Below are 13,261 nucleotides of genomic sequence, written 5' to 3' on the forward strand. Positions count from 1 at the left end.
GGCCGACTCATCCGCACCGCGCCGAACACCTACAAGATCACCCTCCCTGACGCATTGACACCGCTGCCGAGCGCTTAACTTCGCGGCATTGGATGTTGGACGCGGTCCACTACCTGGTCGACAACGGAACCAAATGGCGGGCCATGCCAGCCGACTTCCCGCCCTGGGACCGGGTCTACGCCTTCTTCCGACGCTGGCGCGACCACGGTCTGGTCACCGAGTTCCACGACCGGCTACGCGGGAAGGTCCGCGAGAAGGCGGGCCGGGACCCGGAGCCGACTGCCGGTGTGATCGACTCCCAGTCGGTAAAGGCGGACGCCGTCGTGGCCGCGGACAGCCGCGGATTCGACGGCGGCAAGCTGATCAACGGCCGCAAGCGGCACGCCGTGGTCGACACACTCGGCCTCCTGTTGGGCGTGATGGTCACCGCCGCGGACACCGGTGACCGCACTGCCGCCCGGGTACTTCTCGAGCAGGTCACCCACGCGCATCACCGGCTGGAACTGATCTGGGCCGACGGCGGATACACCGGCAGCCTCATCGAGCACTGCCTCGCCACGCTCGCGCTGGTCCTCGCGATCGTGAAACGCAGCGACGACATGCGGGGATTCGTTGTGCTGCCCAAGAGGTGGATCGTCGAGCGGTTCTTCGCCCACCTGATGCGCAGTCGCCGCCTGGTCCGTGACTTCGAACGCCGCACCGCCAGCGCCGAGGCGATGATCTACTGGTCGATGACACTGCTCATGACCCGCCGCCTGGTCCGGCCACGCCCGGCATCAGCGTGAACTGCCCCGGCGCCGATTCGGCCAGCCAGCCGCGGGCCACCAGCCGCTTCGCCTTCGACCGCAGGGTCTCCACCTTCGCCGGCACCGGATCGATACCGAACGCCATGGCCATATCCTGACAGGTCAACGACCCCTGGCCGAGACGGCGTTGGTCGGACAGGACCCGCAGGATGCGCTGGTAGTCCACCGAAAGCGCCGACCAGGCCAGCCCCACGCGCCACATCGGCACTACTGATTTCGGTTTCGCCGCCTCCTTCGCCGACTCGCTCTGCGGATCCGTATCGCGCACGGCCTCGGTGGCATCCGGGACGGCACCCCCACCACCGCCCGGGGCCAAGACCTCGCCGACCCGCAAGCGGGCAATGACCCACTCCTTCCAGTCCTGCTCGGCCACCACCAGCTCGGCCTGGACCCGGTCGGCCTCCTCCCGCAACTCCTCCACACGACGACGAGCGGTGAGCTCCCGCTGTTCCAGCAACCCAGAAACCGACGGCATCCGCGACCTCCCGGAGAACAACAACCCGACAGGCCACCCCTCCCACCGAATCACCACGCCCACGCCCGACCAGCGGAAACACCGTGATCACGACCGGAAAGACAACAACCACTTACGGAGCTTGCAGAGTTGGTGGCCCAATGAGGGCGAGTTCCACCTCCCGGACGAGGTGATGGAGCCGTGAGCACCGGACCCCTCTCCCCGCACCCGGCGGCGGTCACCGTGGCGGTACGACCTGCGTGGAGGAGCCCGTGAGCGCGCAGCCCGAGGAAGCCCCCGCCCCGCCGGCCCCGGCCGCCCACCTGCTCGCCCAGCTGCGCGACGACCGCCGCGCCGACACCTGGGTGCCGGCATTCGAGCCGGACTGGGCCAAGGCCTGGAAGACTCCCGCCACAGCTACAGCCTCACCCCGCTGCACGACGTCGTCCGCGCCTGGCAGCTGCGCGTCGCCGCAGCCCCGGCCGTCGATACGTACATGGACTCCGGCCGTGACGAGACCGGCTTCGTGGACCTGGACGACATCCTCGGCGCCCGCCGGTGACTGGTGAGCCATGGGCGGTGCGCCTGTCCCCGATGGCAGCGAAGGTACTCACCGCGCTCCCCGAGCACCCGAAGGAGACGGTCCGCGACGTCCTGGACATCGCGGTGCGCTCCCCGTGGCTGGCCCCAGTGGAACACTGGCGACCCGGAGGGCGAAGACGTCCGCGCTGCGTCCGTCGGGCAGCTCTCCGTTGTCTACGTGATCAACCGGCTCACGCGGTACCTGTCCGTTCTGGACATTGTCTGGCTCGGCTGACCGCCAGCGCAGTGCGTCCTGGGTGAGGCAGGCGCAGCATTCGCACGGTCCCAGCGACACATGGCCGGCACGTCTGGTGACTGCCGCCGCAGTGGTCGTCCTGGCGCAGTACGGCTGCACGAATGCGGCTCGCGGGTTCAACACCGGGGCGGAGACGCAGGAGCATCCCCGCGGCCTCGGGTTCGGGCGGTAAGCCCCGGTCGTGCGGGCCGGCTCTGCCCTGCCCGGGTTCGATGGTTGCCGTGGCCCGTCAGACGGGCAGCGCGGGATCCGATTCTGGCGTGCTTCGGGCGTGCACAAATTTCTGATGGTTTTCGCAGGTCAGGGCCGTGGTGGTGGTGCGGCTGAGAAAAAGTCGGAGTCCGGTATCCGGTTTTGGGGCTCGTGTGGCGTGTAGGGGGTGAGGGGCTTTCGGGTTCCTCATTCAACGAGTCGTCATGATGGGAGGCCGGTCTGTGACTTGGCTTGAGTGGTTGGGGGCGGGTGGGGTTTCGGTTCCGCTCATGCTTCTTCTGTTGTACGCGGCGCGTCGCACCAAGGGCGTGCTTGAGGTGTATCTGAAGGCGTTCCTGGAGGTCCGCAGCGAGCGCGAGCAGCGCGCGACGATGGTCGCGATGGCGCAGGCGCTGCCCGAGGGCGGTTCGGTGGCCCGTTTCGAGGAGGGGCAGCCGGCCTGGCTGTTCCACAAGCACGCCGAGCCGGGCAAGCGGGCGCTGGCCGCGCGGGAGGCTGCGTGAGCGAGTCCGACCGGGGCATGGACTTCGAGGCGTTCGTCCTTGAGACCAGCGCGGTCTTTTCCCGCGTGGCCCGGCCGAGGCGGGCGACCTGCACAGCGCGGAAGACGCCGTGCAAGTCGCCTACCTGCGGATGTTCTCCTCGTGGGAGAAGCTCTCCGCACGCCAGGGCTCGCTCGTCGCGTACGGCCGTACCGCGGTGAAGAACGCCGTCATCGACCAGTTCCGCCGGAACCAGCGCCTGGTTCCGGTCCCCGTGCAGGAGATCCCGGAGCAGGAATCCGTCACCGGCATCCCCGATGCCGCCTATGAAATGGTCAAAGAGGGAATCGATGAATTAGTTTCCCGCCTTCCCGAACGCCAGCGCCAGGTCATCACCCTGTGTGTGCTTCAGGACCTCAGTCCGGAAGACGCGGGGAAGCGCCTCGGCCTGAAAGAGGATTCGGTGAAGCGATACATCCACGCAGCGATCAAGAATCTGAAGAAGTCCGTCAACGAGTTCGGTGAGGAGGTGACCGTATGAGCGACTGGAACGTGTCGGACGAGCGCAGTGCCATTCGGCTCCTCGCCGTGTGGCTCCTGCTCGAGCGTTCCGAGCAGGCACTTTCGAACGGTCCCCGGACGCCCGGGGACCCGGCACCGGTGGAGGGGGGCCAGCTTCCGGGCTGGCCCCCGGCCCCACACCCCTGCCCGGAAACCCGGCAGCGAAGCACCCCCCTACGGGAGCTGGCAGTCCTGCTGGTCCGGGAGTTCAGCGGCAAGGCAAACGCCAGTGACTCACGCAGGGTCGCAGAGCTGCTGGAATTGCTCGGCAGGGATGACTGGGCTCTGTCCTGGTGGGAGAAAGCGGCCGAGGACGGGGACGAGGACGCACGGGACTACCTCGAAATCCTCAGGGAAGAGGCACAGGAGAGAGTCTCACCACCGGCAGATCCACCCGGAGATCCGACGTTTCTAGGTGAGAGCGCAGCCTTTGTCGTGTGGAAGGCCCGCAGTATGGCTGCGGGATCCGACGCGTTCACGGCTGTGCAAGTGGCGCTCCAGGCTGCGGCATGCCCGCATTCGGGCAAGGACGCGGAACGGCTGGTGGAAGAGATCGAGGAGTACCTGAGACATCCAGATCGCATGACGGACGGAAGGCGACTTTGATGCGGGGCCTTCATTCACCATGGCTGGGGACGGGAGACGTCCTATAGGCAGACCCATCATGAGTGCCTGATGCAGGCACATTGACTCGTTGAGGCAGCGGCCGCTCCCAGGGATAAGGGGGGCGGCCGTTTGCCGTCCGGCGCCAGATCTGGCGGCGGACGCCCGACACCGGAGCACCTCGCCGCCCATGGCGTGCTCCGGCAAGCGGCCCTCGCCGCACGCATCCGGCCCGAGGTCGTCTACGACCGGCGCCGATCAGACACCAGCTTTGCGAAGCAGACCGACCACCTGCGCCTTCGAGACGCGCCTGGGCCGTAGGCGAACACGGCCTGGTGCCGGGGGAGGGTCAGGCGAGGCGTGAGCCGATCCGGAACCGCAACTCGCCCGCGGCCCGGCGGATTTCCTCGCTCTGGCCGATGTGGTCGAGGAGCCCGAGGAGCACCAACAACGCGCGTGCCTCGTCTGCGCTGATGAGTTTCAGGCGTGGTTCGGTAACGCCGTCGAGGAGGGTGTCCAGCAGGTCCAGTGTCTCGTCCATGCCAGGCACAGCGCTGTACGCGCTCGCACGGCACCGTGCTTCCCGGCGCACCGCACGAGTCGGGCCAACGCGGGCCTTCTCCGGCGGGATACAGCTGGAGGTCAAGCCTTCTGGCGTGTCCTGTCCCGGGTGAGCGCCTGCTGGAGTTCGTCGCGGGTCATGGTGGAGCGGCCGGGGATCCCGGCCGCGGTGGCCTTGTCATACAGTTCGGCCATGGGAAACGTCGGCAGGAAGGCCGTCCGCGACGGCCCTCTCCCAGCGCATTTCCACGGGCAAGTACGGCGGCCGCGAGACCTCGAACCACTCGCCACCCACATGAGTGGCGGCGTGGCACCAGGAACAGGACCAGATCTCCTCTTCCCCCACAGTCGGCAGCGCCGGCCACCGCCACATCGCCCGTCCACACACATCGCACTCCACGGGCGGATCCTCACACGCCTCCGAGCGTGGCCCCAATCCGCTCACACCGCGCGACTTATCAAACACCCCTGACGGGACAAAACGCTCTTTTAATGCTGGGTCGGGCAGACGGCGCCTACTGATTGGCCTGGCAGGTATGTCGCGCGTTCCTGTGGGGTGAGCTCTCGGTTGACGGAACGGCAGATTTTGTGGATCGCGGCGGAAGGTTTAGGTAGGACAACGTTCCACAGCCGCGCTGTCTTGTCGGTGCTGGCGGTGGCGAGGGTTTTGCCGTCGGGGCTGAATGCCACCGCATTTACTGAGTTCGTGTGTCCAGTCAGGGTTCTGAGGGTTTTGCCGGTGGCCACGTCCCACAGGTGCGCAGTGTAATCGTAACCGGCGGTGGCGAGGGTTTTGCTGTCGGGGCTGAACGCCACCGAATTCACCACGTCGGTGTGGGTCAGGGTTCTGATGGTTTTGCCGGTGGTCGCGTCCCATAGGCGTGCTGTTTTGTCTTCGCTGGCGGTGGCGAGGGTTTTGCCGTCGGGGCTGAATGCCACCCCGTATACCCAGTTGGTGTGTCCGGTCAGGGTTTTGCTGGTTTTTCCGGTGGTCGCGTTCCATAGGCGCACGGTCTTGTCTCCGCTGGCGGTGGCGAGGGTTTTGCTGTCGGGGCTGAACACCACCGAATTCACCGAGTCAGTGTGCCCGACTAGGGTTTCAGCAGTGGTCACGTCCCAGAGGCGTGCTGTTTTGTCTCCGCTGGCGGTGGCGAGAGTGTGGCCGTTAGGACTGAAAGTTGACGAATATATCAAGTCGGTGTGACCGATTAGGGTTGTGCGGGTCACACCTGTGGCCACGTCCCAAAGTTTTGCCGTGCTGTCGCTGCTGGCGGTGGCGAGGGTTTTGCCATCTGGGCTGAACGCCACCGAGTTCACCGAGTTATTATGTCCAGTCAGGGTTTTGCGGGTTTTGCCGGTGGTCACGTTCCACAGGCGAACGGTCTGGTCAGTGCTACCGGTGGCGAGGGTTTTGCCGTCGGTACTGAATGCCACCCCAAGTACCGCTTGGGTGTGTCCGGTCAGGATTTTGCGGGTTTTGCCAGTGGTCGCGTTCCATAGGCGCACGGTCTTGTCGTCGCTGGCGGTGGCAAGGGTTTTTCTGTCGGGGCTGAACGCCACATCTTCCACCCAGCCGGTGTGTCCGGTCAGGGTTTTGCGGGTTTTGCCGGTGGTCACGTTCCACAGGCGAACAGTCTTGTCTCCGCTGGCGGTTGCGAGGGTTTTACCGTCGGTACTGAATGCCACCGAAAGCAGCGCGTCGGTGTGTCCGGTCAGGGTTTTGCGGGTTTTGCCGGTGGTCACGTTCCACAGGCGCGCTGTGTTGTCGTCGCTGGCGGTGGCAAGGGTTTTTCTGTCGGGGCTGAACGCCACATCTTCCACCCACTCGGTGTGTCCGGTCAGGGTTTTGCGGGTTTTGCCGGTGGTCACGTTCCACAGGCGAACGGTCTTGTCGGCGCTGCCGGTGGCGAGGGTCTTGCCGTTGGGGCTGAACGCCACCGCAGGTACCGAGGCGGTGTGACCAGACAAGCGCTTGTGTAGCGGGAGGGACGCTGCGTTTTGTAGACCTTGTGCAGATTCGGGCGTGGGGCTGGTGCGGTATGCCTGGACGGCCAGCAGTGAGGCTAGTTCGGGGTTCCCGCTGATGAGGTTGTTGGACTGGGCGGCGAGCTGTCGCGACAAGGCTGCATTGCGCTCGGCTTCGACTGCCCGCCACTGCCAGAGGGCTCCACCGGCGGCGATGAGTGCAAGGACGAGGAGGGCGGCCAGGATTGTGTTGAGGCGTCTGATGCGCCGGATGCCGGCTTGCTGGTGTTCCTTGCTGGCGGTGAGGTAGTCCTTGATGTCGGCCGGCAGGCGGCGTTGTCGTGCCAAGTCGACGCCTTGAACGAGGGCTGTTCCCGCGAGCAGGTCTCCCGCGTCCGTCGTCTCGGCCCAGCGGTCGTGCCGTGTGCGGGCGTGGTCGAGCCATTCCTTGAATTGGTGGTCCTCGCGGACCCACTTGCGCAGGGTGCCCCAGTCGCGGATGAGCGCATCGTGGATGAGCTCGGCCACCGGCTGTGCGGGAAGCGCGTCGTGGACCAGGGAGACGTGGGGTGTGTGGGTGGTGATGATGCGGTGGCGGGTGAGGGCGGCGAGCACCTCGGCGATCCGTTTGCGGCTGTCGGGTCCGTCGCTGACGTCGGCTGCCAGTTCGCGCAGGTCGTGGATGGGGACCCGCTGGCGAATGGCGGGGATGTTGTGGCGGGGGTCGGCAGAGCGAACCAGTGAGGTCAGGATGCGCTGGGCGATGGGCCAGCCGCCGGGCGGCAGCTTGTTGAGTGCCGAGTCGCACCAGGTGGTCAGGCTGCCGGTGACGCCGCCGATCCGCCGGTAGGCGTCGTGGGTGAGGAAGCCCTCGCGGCGTCGTTGCCACAGCTGGTCGAGGGTCAGTTCGAGCATGGGAAGGACGGTGACCGGTGCACGGCGAGACGTGGTCCCTTCGGGCGTGCTGGCCAGGATGTCGGCGATGATGCGCTCGGGTAGGCCCTGCTCGAAGTGTGCGCCGGCCTTCAGGGCGGGCAGCGTGATGATGTCGTGAAAGTCGTCCTGGCTGAGCGTGCTCGGCACGTTGAGCAGCCCCGGCATCGCCGCTTTGAGCAGTTCGGGGGCGAGGGCGGCTTGCTGGGGATAGAAGTCGTCGCGCATGATCATGATCACGTGGAGTTCGGCGTGTGAGGTGATCGCGGCGGTGATCTGGTCGTTGGCAGCCAGGCGGCGCTCCTGCTCACGGCTGGTGAGCGCCTCTGCGAGGAGCTCTTCGTACTGGTCGATGACCAGTACGACGCGCTGGTGGCCGGGTTCGGCCGCCAGCCTGCGTGTCACGGCTTCGGCGATCCCGACGTCGTCGGCGCCGGGCAGCCCGGCCCGTTCGAGCTCGGCCAGCAGGTCCTGCCGGGGCCGGGTGACGATGGGCAGCCAGCGATCGCTGCCGGGCAGTTCGCCGCCGGCGGCCAGGGCGGGCAGGACGCCCGCCTGGACCAGTGACGACTTGCCGGAGCCGGAGGGGCCGAGGAGCAGTGTCACGCGTTGCTGCTCGGCGAGATTCTCCAGGACCTGCTCGACGGCGTCCTTGCGGCCCTCGAACCACTGGGCGTGTTCCGCGGTGAACGACTCCAGCCCCCGATAGGGGCATACGTCCTGCTCGGTCAGCTTGGGCCAGACCTCCCGCAGCACCTCGGTAGGGGTCACGTAGGCGATGTTCTGGCCCCGCTCGTGCTCGTCGGGGGCGGTGATCTCGGTGAGCATGCCGATGACCAGGCCGGTGACCTCGTCGACGACCGGCCCGCCACTGAATCCGGTGGTCAGGTCATTGGCGGCGGTCAACTGCAGGTGGGCACCCCGGCCCTCGACGGCCGGCAGCAATTCGCTGGCCGTGCCATGCCCGAAATGGCCGCCGAGGGGGGCGTGGGCCGGGAACCCGAACGAGTGCACCTGATGGCCTTGGGAGCCGGCCGCGGAGCTAAGGGCTAGCGGTACGACGCCCGCGGTCACGTCGTCGCCGGTGTTCAGCCGTACGACGGCCACATCCGCGTCCTCAGGGCCATGCCAGACCTCCCCAAGGACCAGCCCCTCGGCCTCTGGCTCGCCGTTCACGTGTGGGAAGGCAAGCCGCACGCTGTCACCGGGCCCAGCTCTGGCGGCACGTATGACGTGCGCGCACGTCATCAGCACGCCCTCGGCAACGAGGAAGGCGGCACCGGCTACCTGACCGTCCGGTCCAAGGATCTGGGCAACGGCCTTGAGCAGTCCCGCGGAGCGGGATTCCTGGTCGCCGTGGTCTCCGTCGGGGGGCGTGCCGGTGATGTCCATGGGATCAGTCCCCGTGCGAATCCGCATCAGGGTGGCTGCTCTTCTTCCACGCCACCGTCACACGAAGGTGGCAGTTGGCACTGCTCTTGGTAATCACGGCCCCGGCCTCGAACGCGAGGTCGACGCCGAACTCGACCGTGATTGCGTCGGGGCCTGCCTTGCGTAGCTGGTCGAGCATGGCACTCGCCGCCTCCGTCACCGGACCAAGGGCCGCTTGCAGGTTGCCAGGGATTTCGTGGATGCGGTCGCCGATGAGGCCGGCCTTCACTGGCCCGTCTGCCGCCGCCGGAGCCTCCAGCAGCAGGGAGCCACCATTCGCCAACGGAATCCGAGCCAAATGAGTCAAGGCTCCTCCCGTCTCCCGCTCTCCCGTGGCCTCAGCCGCCCCTCGATCTAATCCTCATCGAGTAGGGTGGCCGCCGCATCTGGGGCCGCACATATTGGGGCGTCGTCTGATGCGGGGGAGCATCGGGCTCCGGCACGGGCTGGGTCTGATGCAGGTTCGGGTGACAGGTTGAGTCACGCGGCCTGGAGGGCCGGTGTGGTCATGACGGTCTCGAATTCGACGGGGGTCAGTCGGCCGAGTGCGGCTTGCCTGCGGCGGCGGTGGTAGGTCCGCTCGATCCAGGTCACGATGGCGACCCGTAGTTCCTAGCGGGTGGCCCACTTCCTGCGGTCGAGGACGTTCTTCTGCAGCAGGCTGAAGAAGGACTCCATGGCCGCGTTGTCGCCGGCTGCCCCGACTCTCCCTATCGACCCGGCCATCCGGTGGCGGTCGAACGACGGCGGCGGCCGAGGTCGGGATCACCACCGCGACGGTCTACCAGCGCCGCCGCCGCGATCCCAGCTCGCTCCGGCCCAGGCGCCGAGGAGACGGCCGGCCAGCAGGTTGACCGCGACGGGCCAGCGTGCGGCGACGTCGACGGCCGGGACCGCGGCCAGCCGGGCGGGCAGCGCGACCAGGACCATGACCAGGCTCATCGCCTTGTTCAGGATGACTGCCGAAAGCGCCGCGAACCCGAACAGGCCGATCAGCAGGGGCAGGTGAAACTCCGCGCCGCCCAGGCCGATCACCCCGCCCAGCACTCCGATCGCGGCTCCAGCGCCGAAGACGGCGGGGGCTGAGTGCAAGGACACCGTGTTGCTGGCGGAGGTCGCCAGGATCGCCGGGGCGGCCGCGCCGCCGTGGCGTCCTGGCGCAGGCGCCAGCCGGCTTCCCTGCCCCGGCGGGAGGCACGCAGACGAGCCCGGTGTCCGACCGGAGCGCGGTTGCCGACTGGCTCCTGGAGCACGGGAAGCTCACCGTTCCCACCGCACGCCGACATCGTGACCGCGCTTGGCGTGGGCATGCGCACCCGGACTGTACGGGTCGGCGACCCCGAGCTGCTCCTCGCGGACGATACCGCTGGGGTGGAGCGCCTGTCCGGGTGGTGGCTGAGAACTGGGCCGTCGCTCATGTGGTGACGGGTGTGTCGGCCCGTTGGGGGAGGGCGGGGCGTGGTGTGGCCGGGTGTGGGTAGTGGGGTGAGCGGCCTTGGTGGAGGAGGATGTTCTGATTCTGGATGATGCCGCCGCGTGTCTCGATGGCCCGGCTGATGGTCTCGTCGGTGTCCCATGCGTGCTGGTCGGTGATGGTGGCCAGGTAGGGGAGCAGGGCGTGGCTCATCTTCCGGGTGGCGGATTCCCAGAGTAGTGACGGGCTGTGGTCGACGGCGTAGTAGTCGGCGTTACCGCCGACCCGGATGACAGGGCGGGCGAAGGTTGTGGGGCGCACCCAGCTGAAGCCCATGGCTGTGTCGCATGAGACGTCGATGATGAGGACCCGGCGCGGGAGCCGTTCGATGTCGTTGCGGTTGAGGTAGGTCTGCGGGGAGGTGACGTCCTGCAGGACGCAGTTGACGACGATGTCGTGTCCGGCGAGGAATCCGGCGAGCGGCACCTCGGCCTTCTCCATTGTCACGGTGCTCTTCGACGGGTGGGCGGCGTTGTAGTGGAGCTGGGCCATCCGCGCGGTGCCGGCCGGTACGGCGGCAGTGGTGCTCGGGCGCCGGGTCACGATGGTGAGGTCGTGCACGCCGTGGGCGTGGAGCGCGGCTATCGCGCCGCGGCCTGCGGACCCGTACCCGATGACGGCCGCCCTGAGGGTAGGATCCCGGGCCGCCTTGGTCCTTCCGCTGGATTGCAGTGCGTGCTGAACGGAGCAGTAGCCGGCGAGTTCGCTGGTGCGGTGGAAGACGAACTGCTCGGGGGAGCCGTCGGCCGGCCGGCGCCACATGGCTTCGAAGGCGATCACGGTCAGCTTCCGGTCGATCGCCAGTTGCGTGACCTCCGTGTTCTGGACGAAGTGGGGACACCCCCACAATGTCTGTCCTTCCCGCATCTGCCTGAAGTCCTGCGGCATCGGCTTGGGCAGGAGGATGACATCGCACCGGCGGATGAGCTCACGCCGGGGCAGCAGGCCGGCGACCTGCCGGGCCAGCCTGTCGTCCGGCACCCCGAGACGGTGGCCGTAACCGCGCTCGAGGAACATTCGGCCACGGATACCGCTCTCGATGTGCTGGAGGTGCGACGGGTGGATCGGCAGCCGCCGCTCGTGCTCCTTCCGGGAGAACCCGATCACGCCGAGACTGAGCTGACTCATCAGCAGACCCCATGTTTTTGCTTGGCTCCGGGGCGGTAACTTTCCCCGGCCCGGCCTGCTTCAGGCCTCTCGCGGTGGCCCGGGCGCCCGGACCCCGGGCGTGCGGCAGGGCAGGTGGCGCGCCGCCGTCCTGCGCCTTGAGGTGGTGGGCGCAGCTGGCTGCCCAGCAGTTGTAGGCGACGGGGATCAGCGAGGTGCTGTCGTGGTACGTCCCGTGGGAGGCCAGGGTGTCGGTGATCTTGACGCTCTTGGCCTCGATCGAGGTCACGTCCTGCGCGGAAGCGGTACTGGCGGCCAGAGGAACAAAGGCCATCGCGGCGGCGGCAGCAACCAGGGCCCCGAACACGGTACGGGTCATGCGGCGAAGCGTGAAGGTCGAGCCGCTCTGAAATGGGGAGTTGTCCGGGATACCCTGCCGTGCGAGATCACCAGGAGAACTTGATCAAACACCCAACGCAAGCGTGTTCACCTGCGTCAATGCCCGGCATATCCAACACGAGGTAAGGGGGAGAGGGCCCGAGCGAACGGGTCGCTCGGGCCTGTTGTCGATGTCCGGTGCCGGGAGGGGCGCGGGCCTGGGCGGCCAGCAGCCGGCTCGGGGGTTGCTGTCAGGCGGTGGCTGCGGTGAGGTGGACGGTGGAGCCCGCGGCTGCGCCAACCGTGGTGGAGCCGGCCATGGTGGCTACTGCTTGCCGAAGCAGTGCTGCGGCGCCTGCGTTGATCGCCTGTGGCGTCGGTTCGTTTGCCTCTGTGCCGGTCTGTGCGGGTGCGATGGTGATGGATTCGCCGGAGCGGATGCTGGTCAGGAAGAGTCCTTCGCCAGCGGCGTATCCGTGCACGAGGAGTGCCTCTGCCAGCGGGCGGAGCGCATTGCCCAGCAGGGCGAGTGGTGCCAGGCATTGCGGGGTGCTGCCCAGAGGGCTGATCTGCATGCGGCCACCGGGCAGCTGGGTCACAAGGACCAGGCCCTCGGGCACTGTTGTTGTCTCGGTCATTCTCGTCCCCTTCAGCTGGTCCTGCTGAGTTCGATCACGTGACGGTATGAGGTGTTGCTCTGGTCGTGCCGCAGCCGCGTTGGCAGCAGACTTCCGCTCTCACAATCGACGGCATCCAACTCGAATGTCTGCCTGGGGATGAAAGACACGGACTCGTGCAGCGTGCGGCCGAACGAGTCCTCCGTCACATGCCCCTTGCGGTCCCTGCACAATTCGGGGAGACCCTTTACCGCTGGCCCTTTCTCTGCATGAAAGGTGACCTTCACCAGCGCGGTGCGGGTCTCGATGCTCCACCCGGTCCGGCTGGTGTGCGCAGGCCTGCCCGAAAGCCTTTCCCGCAAGGCGTCCGGGAGCCAGGACGGCGCGCGGGGAGTGAGGGTCGTCTCTACCCAGTCACCGTTGCTGGAGGAGAATCGGCAGGTCAGGTCATAGCATTTCCCCAGGAGGAGTGCCGTCGCGAACACGTGCAGCATGTCGCCCGTCTTGGGGTGTTCGAGCTTGGCGAGCTGCTCCTCGGTGAGCGGCTTGGCCAGCTCGATGGTGCTGGACCCGGTGTAGGTGTGGCCGTCGTAGTCGTTCATGCGACCGCCGCATTTCGTTTCTGTCATCCGCCGCAGATCCTCTCCCTGGTGGTCACGGGCCGACACTCTCCAACGGTTTCAAGGCATCATGGGGGGCAAGCATCTGGATCCCAGACGAATGCCATTTCAGGACGCGTTCACCACTAGGGTCTGTTGCGAAAGTGGATCTTGATCGGTGATGATCATGGTGTGGCGCGTGGAGATCTGACGGATGCACAGTGGGCAAGGCTGGAGCC

13 protein-coding genes and 1 pseudogene are annotated in these 13,261 nt (G+C 67.1%); 5 read left to right on the top strand and 9 right to left on the bottom strand.

Annotated elements, in window-relative coordinates; translation table 11 throughout:
* Positions 1–53: 53 nt before the first annotated feature.
* Positions 54–785 (top strand): IS5 family transposase, encoded by a 732-nt coding sequence (locus AB0M76_RS42830; protein ID WP_365958198.1) that lies wholly within the window; start codon positions 54–56, stop codon positions 783–785.
* Here AB0M76_RS42830 and AB0M76_RS42835 read toward each other — a convergent pair.
* Positions 742–1,281 carry a hypothetical protein gene (locus tag AB0M76_RS42835; protein ID WP_365958187.1) on the bottom strand — a complete coding sequence of 180 codons (540 nt, stop codon included), beginning with the start codon at positions 1,279–1,281 and terminating at the stop codon, positions 742–744. The two genes, AB0M76_RS42830 and AB0M76_RS42835, sit on opposite strands and share 44 nt — an antisense overlap.
* Before the next feature lie 412 nt (positions 1,282–1,693).
* On the opposite strand from AB0M76_RS42835, the gene AB0M76_RS42840 reads away from it, so the two are divergent.
* From AB0M76_RS42840 to AB0M76_RS42855, 4 genes are all read left to right on the top strand, one after another.
* Positions 1,694–1,822, top strand: coding sequence for a hypothetical protein (locus AB0M76_RS42840; RefSeq protein ID WP_365958199.1), 129 nt, complete (start codon positions 1,694–1,696; stop codon positions 1,820–1,822).
* Between the two features lie 758 nt (positions 1,823–2,580).
* On the top strand, positions 2,581–2,814 hold the full coding sequence (locus AB0M76_RS42845) for a hypothetical protein (RefSeq protein ID WP_365958188.1): 234 nt from the start codon (positions 2,581–2,583) through the stop codon (positions 2,812–2,814).
* Between the two features lie 130 nt (positions 2,815–2,944).
* The gene (locus tag AB0M76_RS42850; protein WP_365958189.1) at positions 2,945–3,334 is read left to right on the top strand and encodes a sigma-70 family RNA polymerase sigma factor; all 390 of its coding nucleotides are present in this window, start codon (positions 2,945–2,947) and stop codon (positions 3,332–3,334) included.
* The gene (locus AB0M76_RS42855; protein WP_365958190.1) at positions 3,331–3,960 is read left to right on the top strand and encodes a hypothetical protein; all 630 of its coding nucleotides are present in this window, start codon (positions 3,331–3,333) and stop codon (positions 3,958–3,960) included. The genes AB0M76_RS42850 and AB0M76_RS42855 overlap by 4 nt, the downstream gene beginning before the upstream one ends.
* Positions 3,961–4,306: 346 nt before the next feature.
* On the opposite strand, the gene AB0M76_RS42860 is transcribed toward AB0M76_RS42855, so the two are convergent.
* From AB0M76_RS42860 to AB0M76_RS42895, 8 genes and pseudogenes are all read right to left on the bottom strand, one after another.
* Complete coding sequence (locus AB0M76_RS42860) at positions 4,307–4,498, bottom strand: hypothetical protein (protein WP_365958191.1); 192 nt, start codon at positions 4,496–4,498, stop codon at positions 4,307–4,309.
* A gap of 509 nt (positions 4,499–5,007) precedes the next feature.
* Complete coding sequence (locus AB0M76_RS42865) at positions 5,008–8,808, bottom strand: trypsin-like peptidase domain-containing protein (RefSeq protein WP_365958192.1); 3,801 nt, start codon at positions 8,806–8,808, stop codon at positions 5,008–5,010.
* A gap of 4 nt (positions 8,809–8,812) precedes the next feature.
* Entirely contained in the window at positions 8,813–9,154 is a 342-nt protein-coding gene (locus AB0M76_RS42870) for a CU044_2847 family protein (RefSeq protein WP_365958193.1), read from the bottom strand.
* A 173-nt stretch (positions 9,155–9,327) separates the two neighbouring features.
* A pseudogene (locus AB0M76_RS42875) lies at positions 9,328–9,567 on the bottom strand (integrase core domain-containing protein); the annotation flags it as partial.
* A 45-nt stretch (positions 9,568–9,612) separates the two neighbouring features.
* The gene (locus AB0M76_RS42880) at positions 9,613–9,939 is read right to left on the bottom strand and encodes a hypothetical protein (protein ID WP_365958194.1); all 327 of its coding nucleotides are present in this window, start codon (positions 9,937–9,939) and stop codon (positions 9,613–9,615) included.
* Positions 9,940–10,261: 322 nt separating this feature from the next.
* Positions 10,262–11,449, bottom strand: a complete 1,188-nt coding sequence (locus AB0M76_RS42885; protein WP_365958195.1) for an alanine dehydrogenase — start codon at positions 11,447–11,449, stop codon at positions 10,262–10,264.
* A gap of 608 nt (positions 11,450–12,057) precedes the next feature.
* Entirely contained in the window at positions 12,058–12,444 is a 387-nt protein-coding gene (locus AB0M76_RS42890) for a hypothetical protein (RefSeq protein ID WP_365958196.1), read from the bottom strand.
* An 11-nt stretch (positions 12,445–12,455) separates the two neighbouring features.
* Entirely contained in the window at positions 12,456–13,025 is a 570-nt protein-coding gene (locus AB0M76_RS42895; protein ID WP_365958197.1) for a hypothetical protein, read from the bottom strand.
* Positions 13,026–13,261 lie beyond the last annotated feature (236 nt).

Source organism: Streptomyces sp. NPDC051364 (genome assembly GCF_040682115.1).
Lineage (GTDB): Bacteria > Actinomycetota > Actinomycetes > Streptomycetales > Streptomycetaceae > Streptomyces.

Bases quoted from the DNA above. Each gene is read 5' to 3' on its own strand.
- AB0M76_RS42835 (WP_365958187.1), bottom strand. From the start codon at position 1,281: ATGCCGTCGGTTTCTGGGTTGCTGGAACAGCGGGAGCTCACCGCTCGT.
- AB0M76_RS42845 (WP_365958188.1), top strand. From the start codon at position 2,581: ATGCTTCTTCTGTTGTACGCGGCGCGTCGCACCAAGGGCGTGCTTGAG.
- AB0M76_RS42850 (WP_365958189.1), top strand. From the start codon at position 2,945: ATGTTCTCCTCGTGGGAGAAGCTCTCCGCACGCCAGGGCTCGCTCGTC.
- AB0M76_RS42855 (WP_365958190.1), top strand. From the start codon at position 3,331: ATGAGCGACTGGAACGTGTCGGACGAGCGCAGTGCCATTCGGCTCCTC.
- AB0M76_RS42860 (WP_365958191.1), bottom strand. From the start codon at position 4,498: ATGGACGAGACACTGGACCTGCTGGACACCCTCCTCGACGGCGTTACC.
- AB0M76_RS42865 (WP_365958192.1), bottom strand. From the start codon at position 8,808: ATGGACATCACCGGCACGCCCCCCGACGGAGACCACGGCGACCAGGAA.
- AB0M76_RS42885 (WP_365958195.1), bottom strand. From the start codon at position 11,449: ATGAGTCAGCTCAGTCTCGGCGTGATCGGGTTCTCCCGGAAGGAGCAC.
- AB0M76_RS42890 (WP_365958196.1), bottom strand. From the start codon at position 12,444: ATGACCGAGACAACAACAGTGCCCGAGGGCCTGGTCCTTGTGACCCAG.
- AB0M76_RS42895 (WP_365958197.1), bottom strand. From the start codon at position 13,025: ATGAACGACTACGACGGCCACACCTACACCGGGTCCAGCACCATCGAG.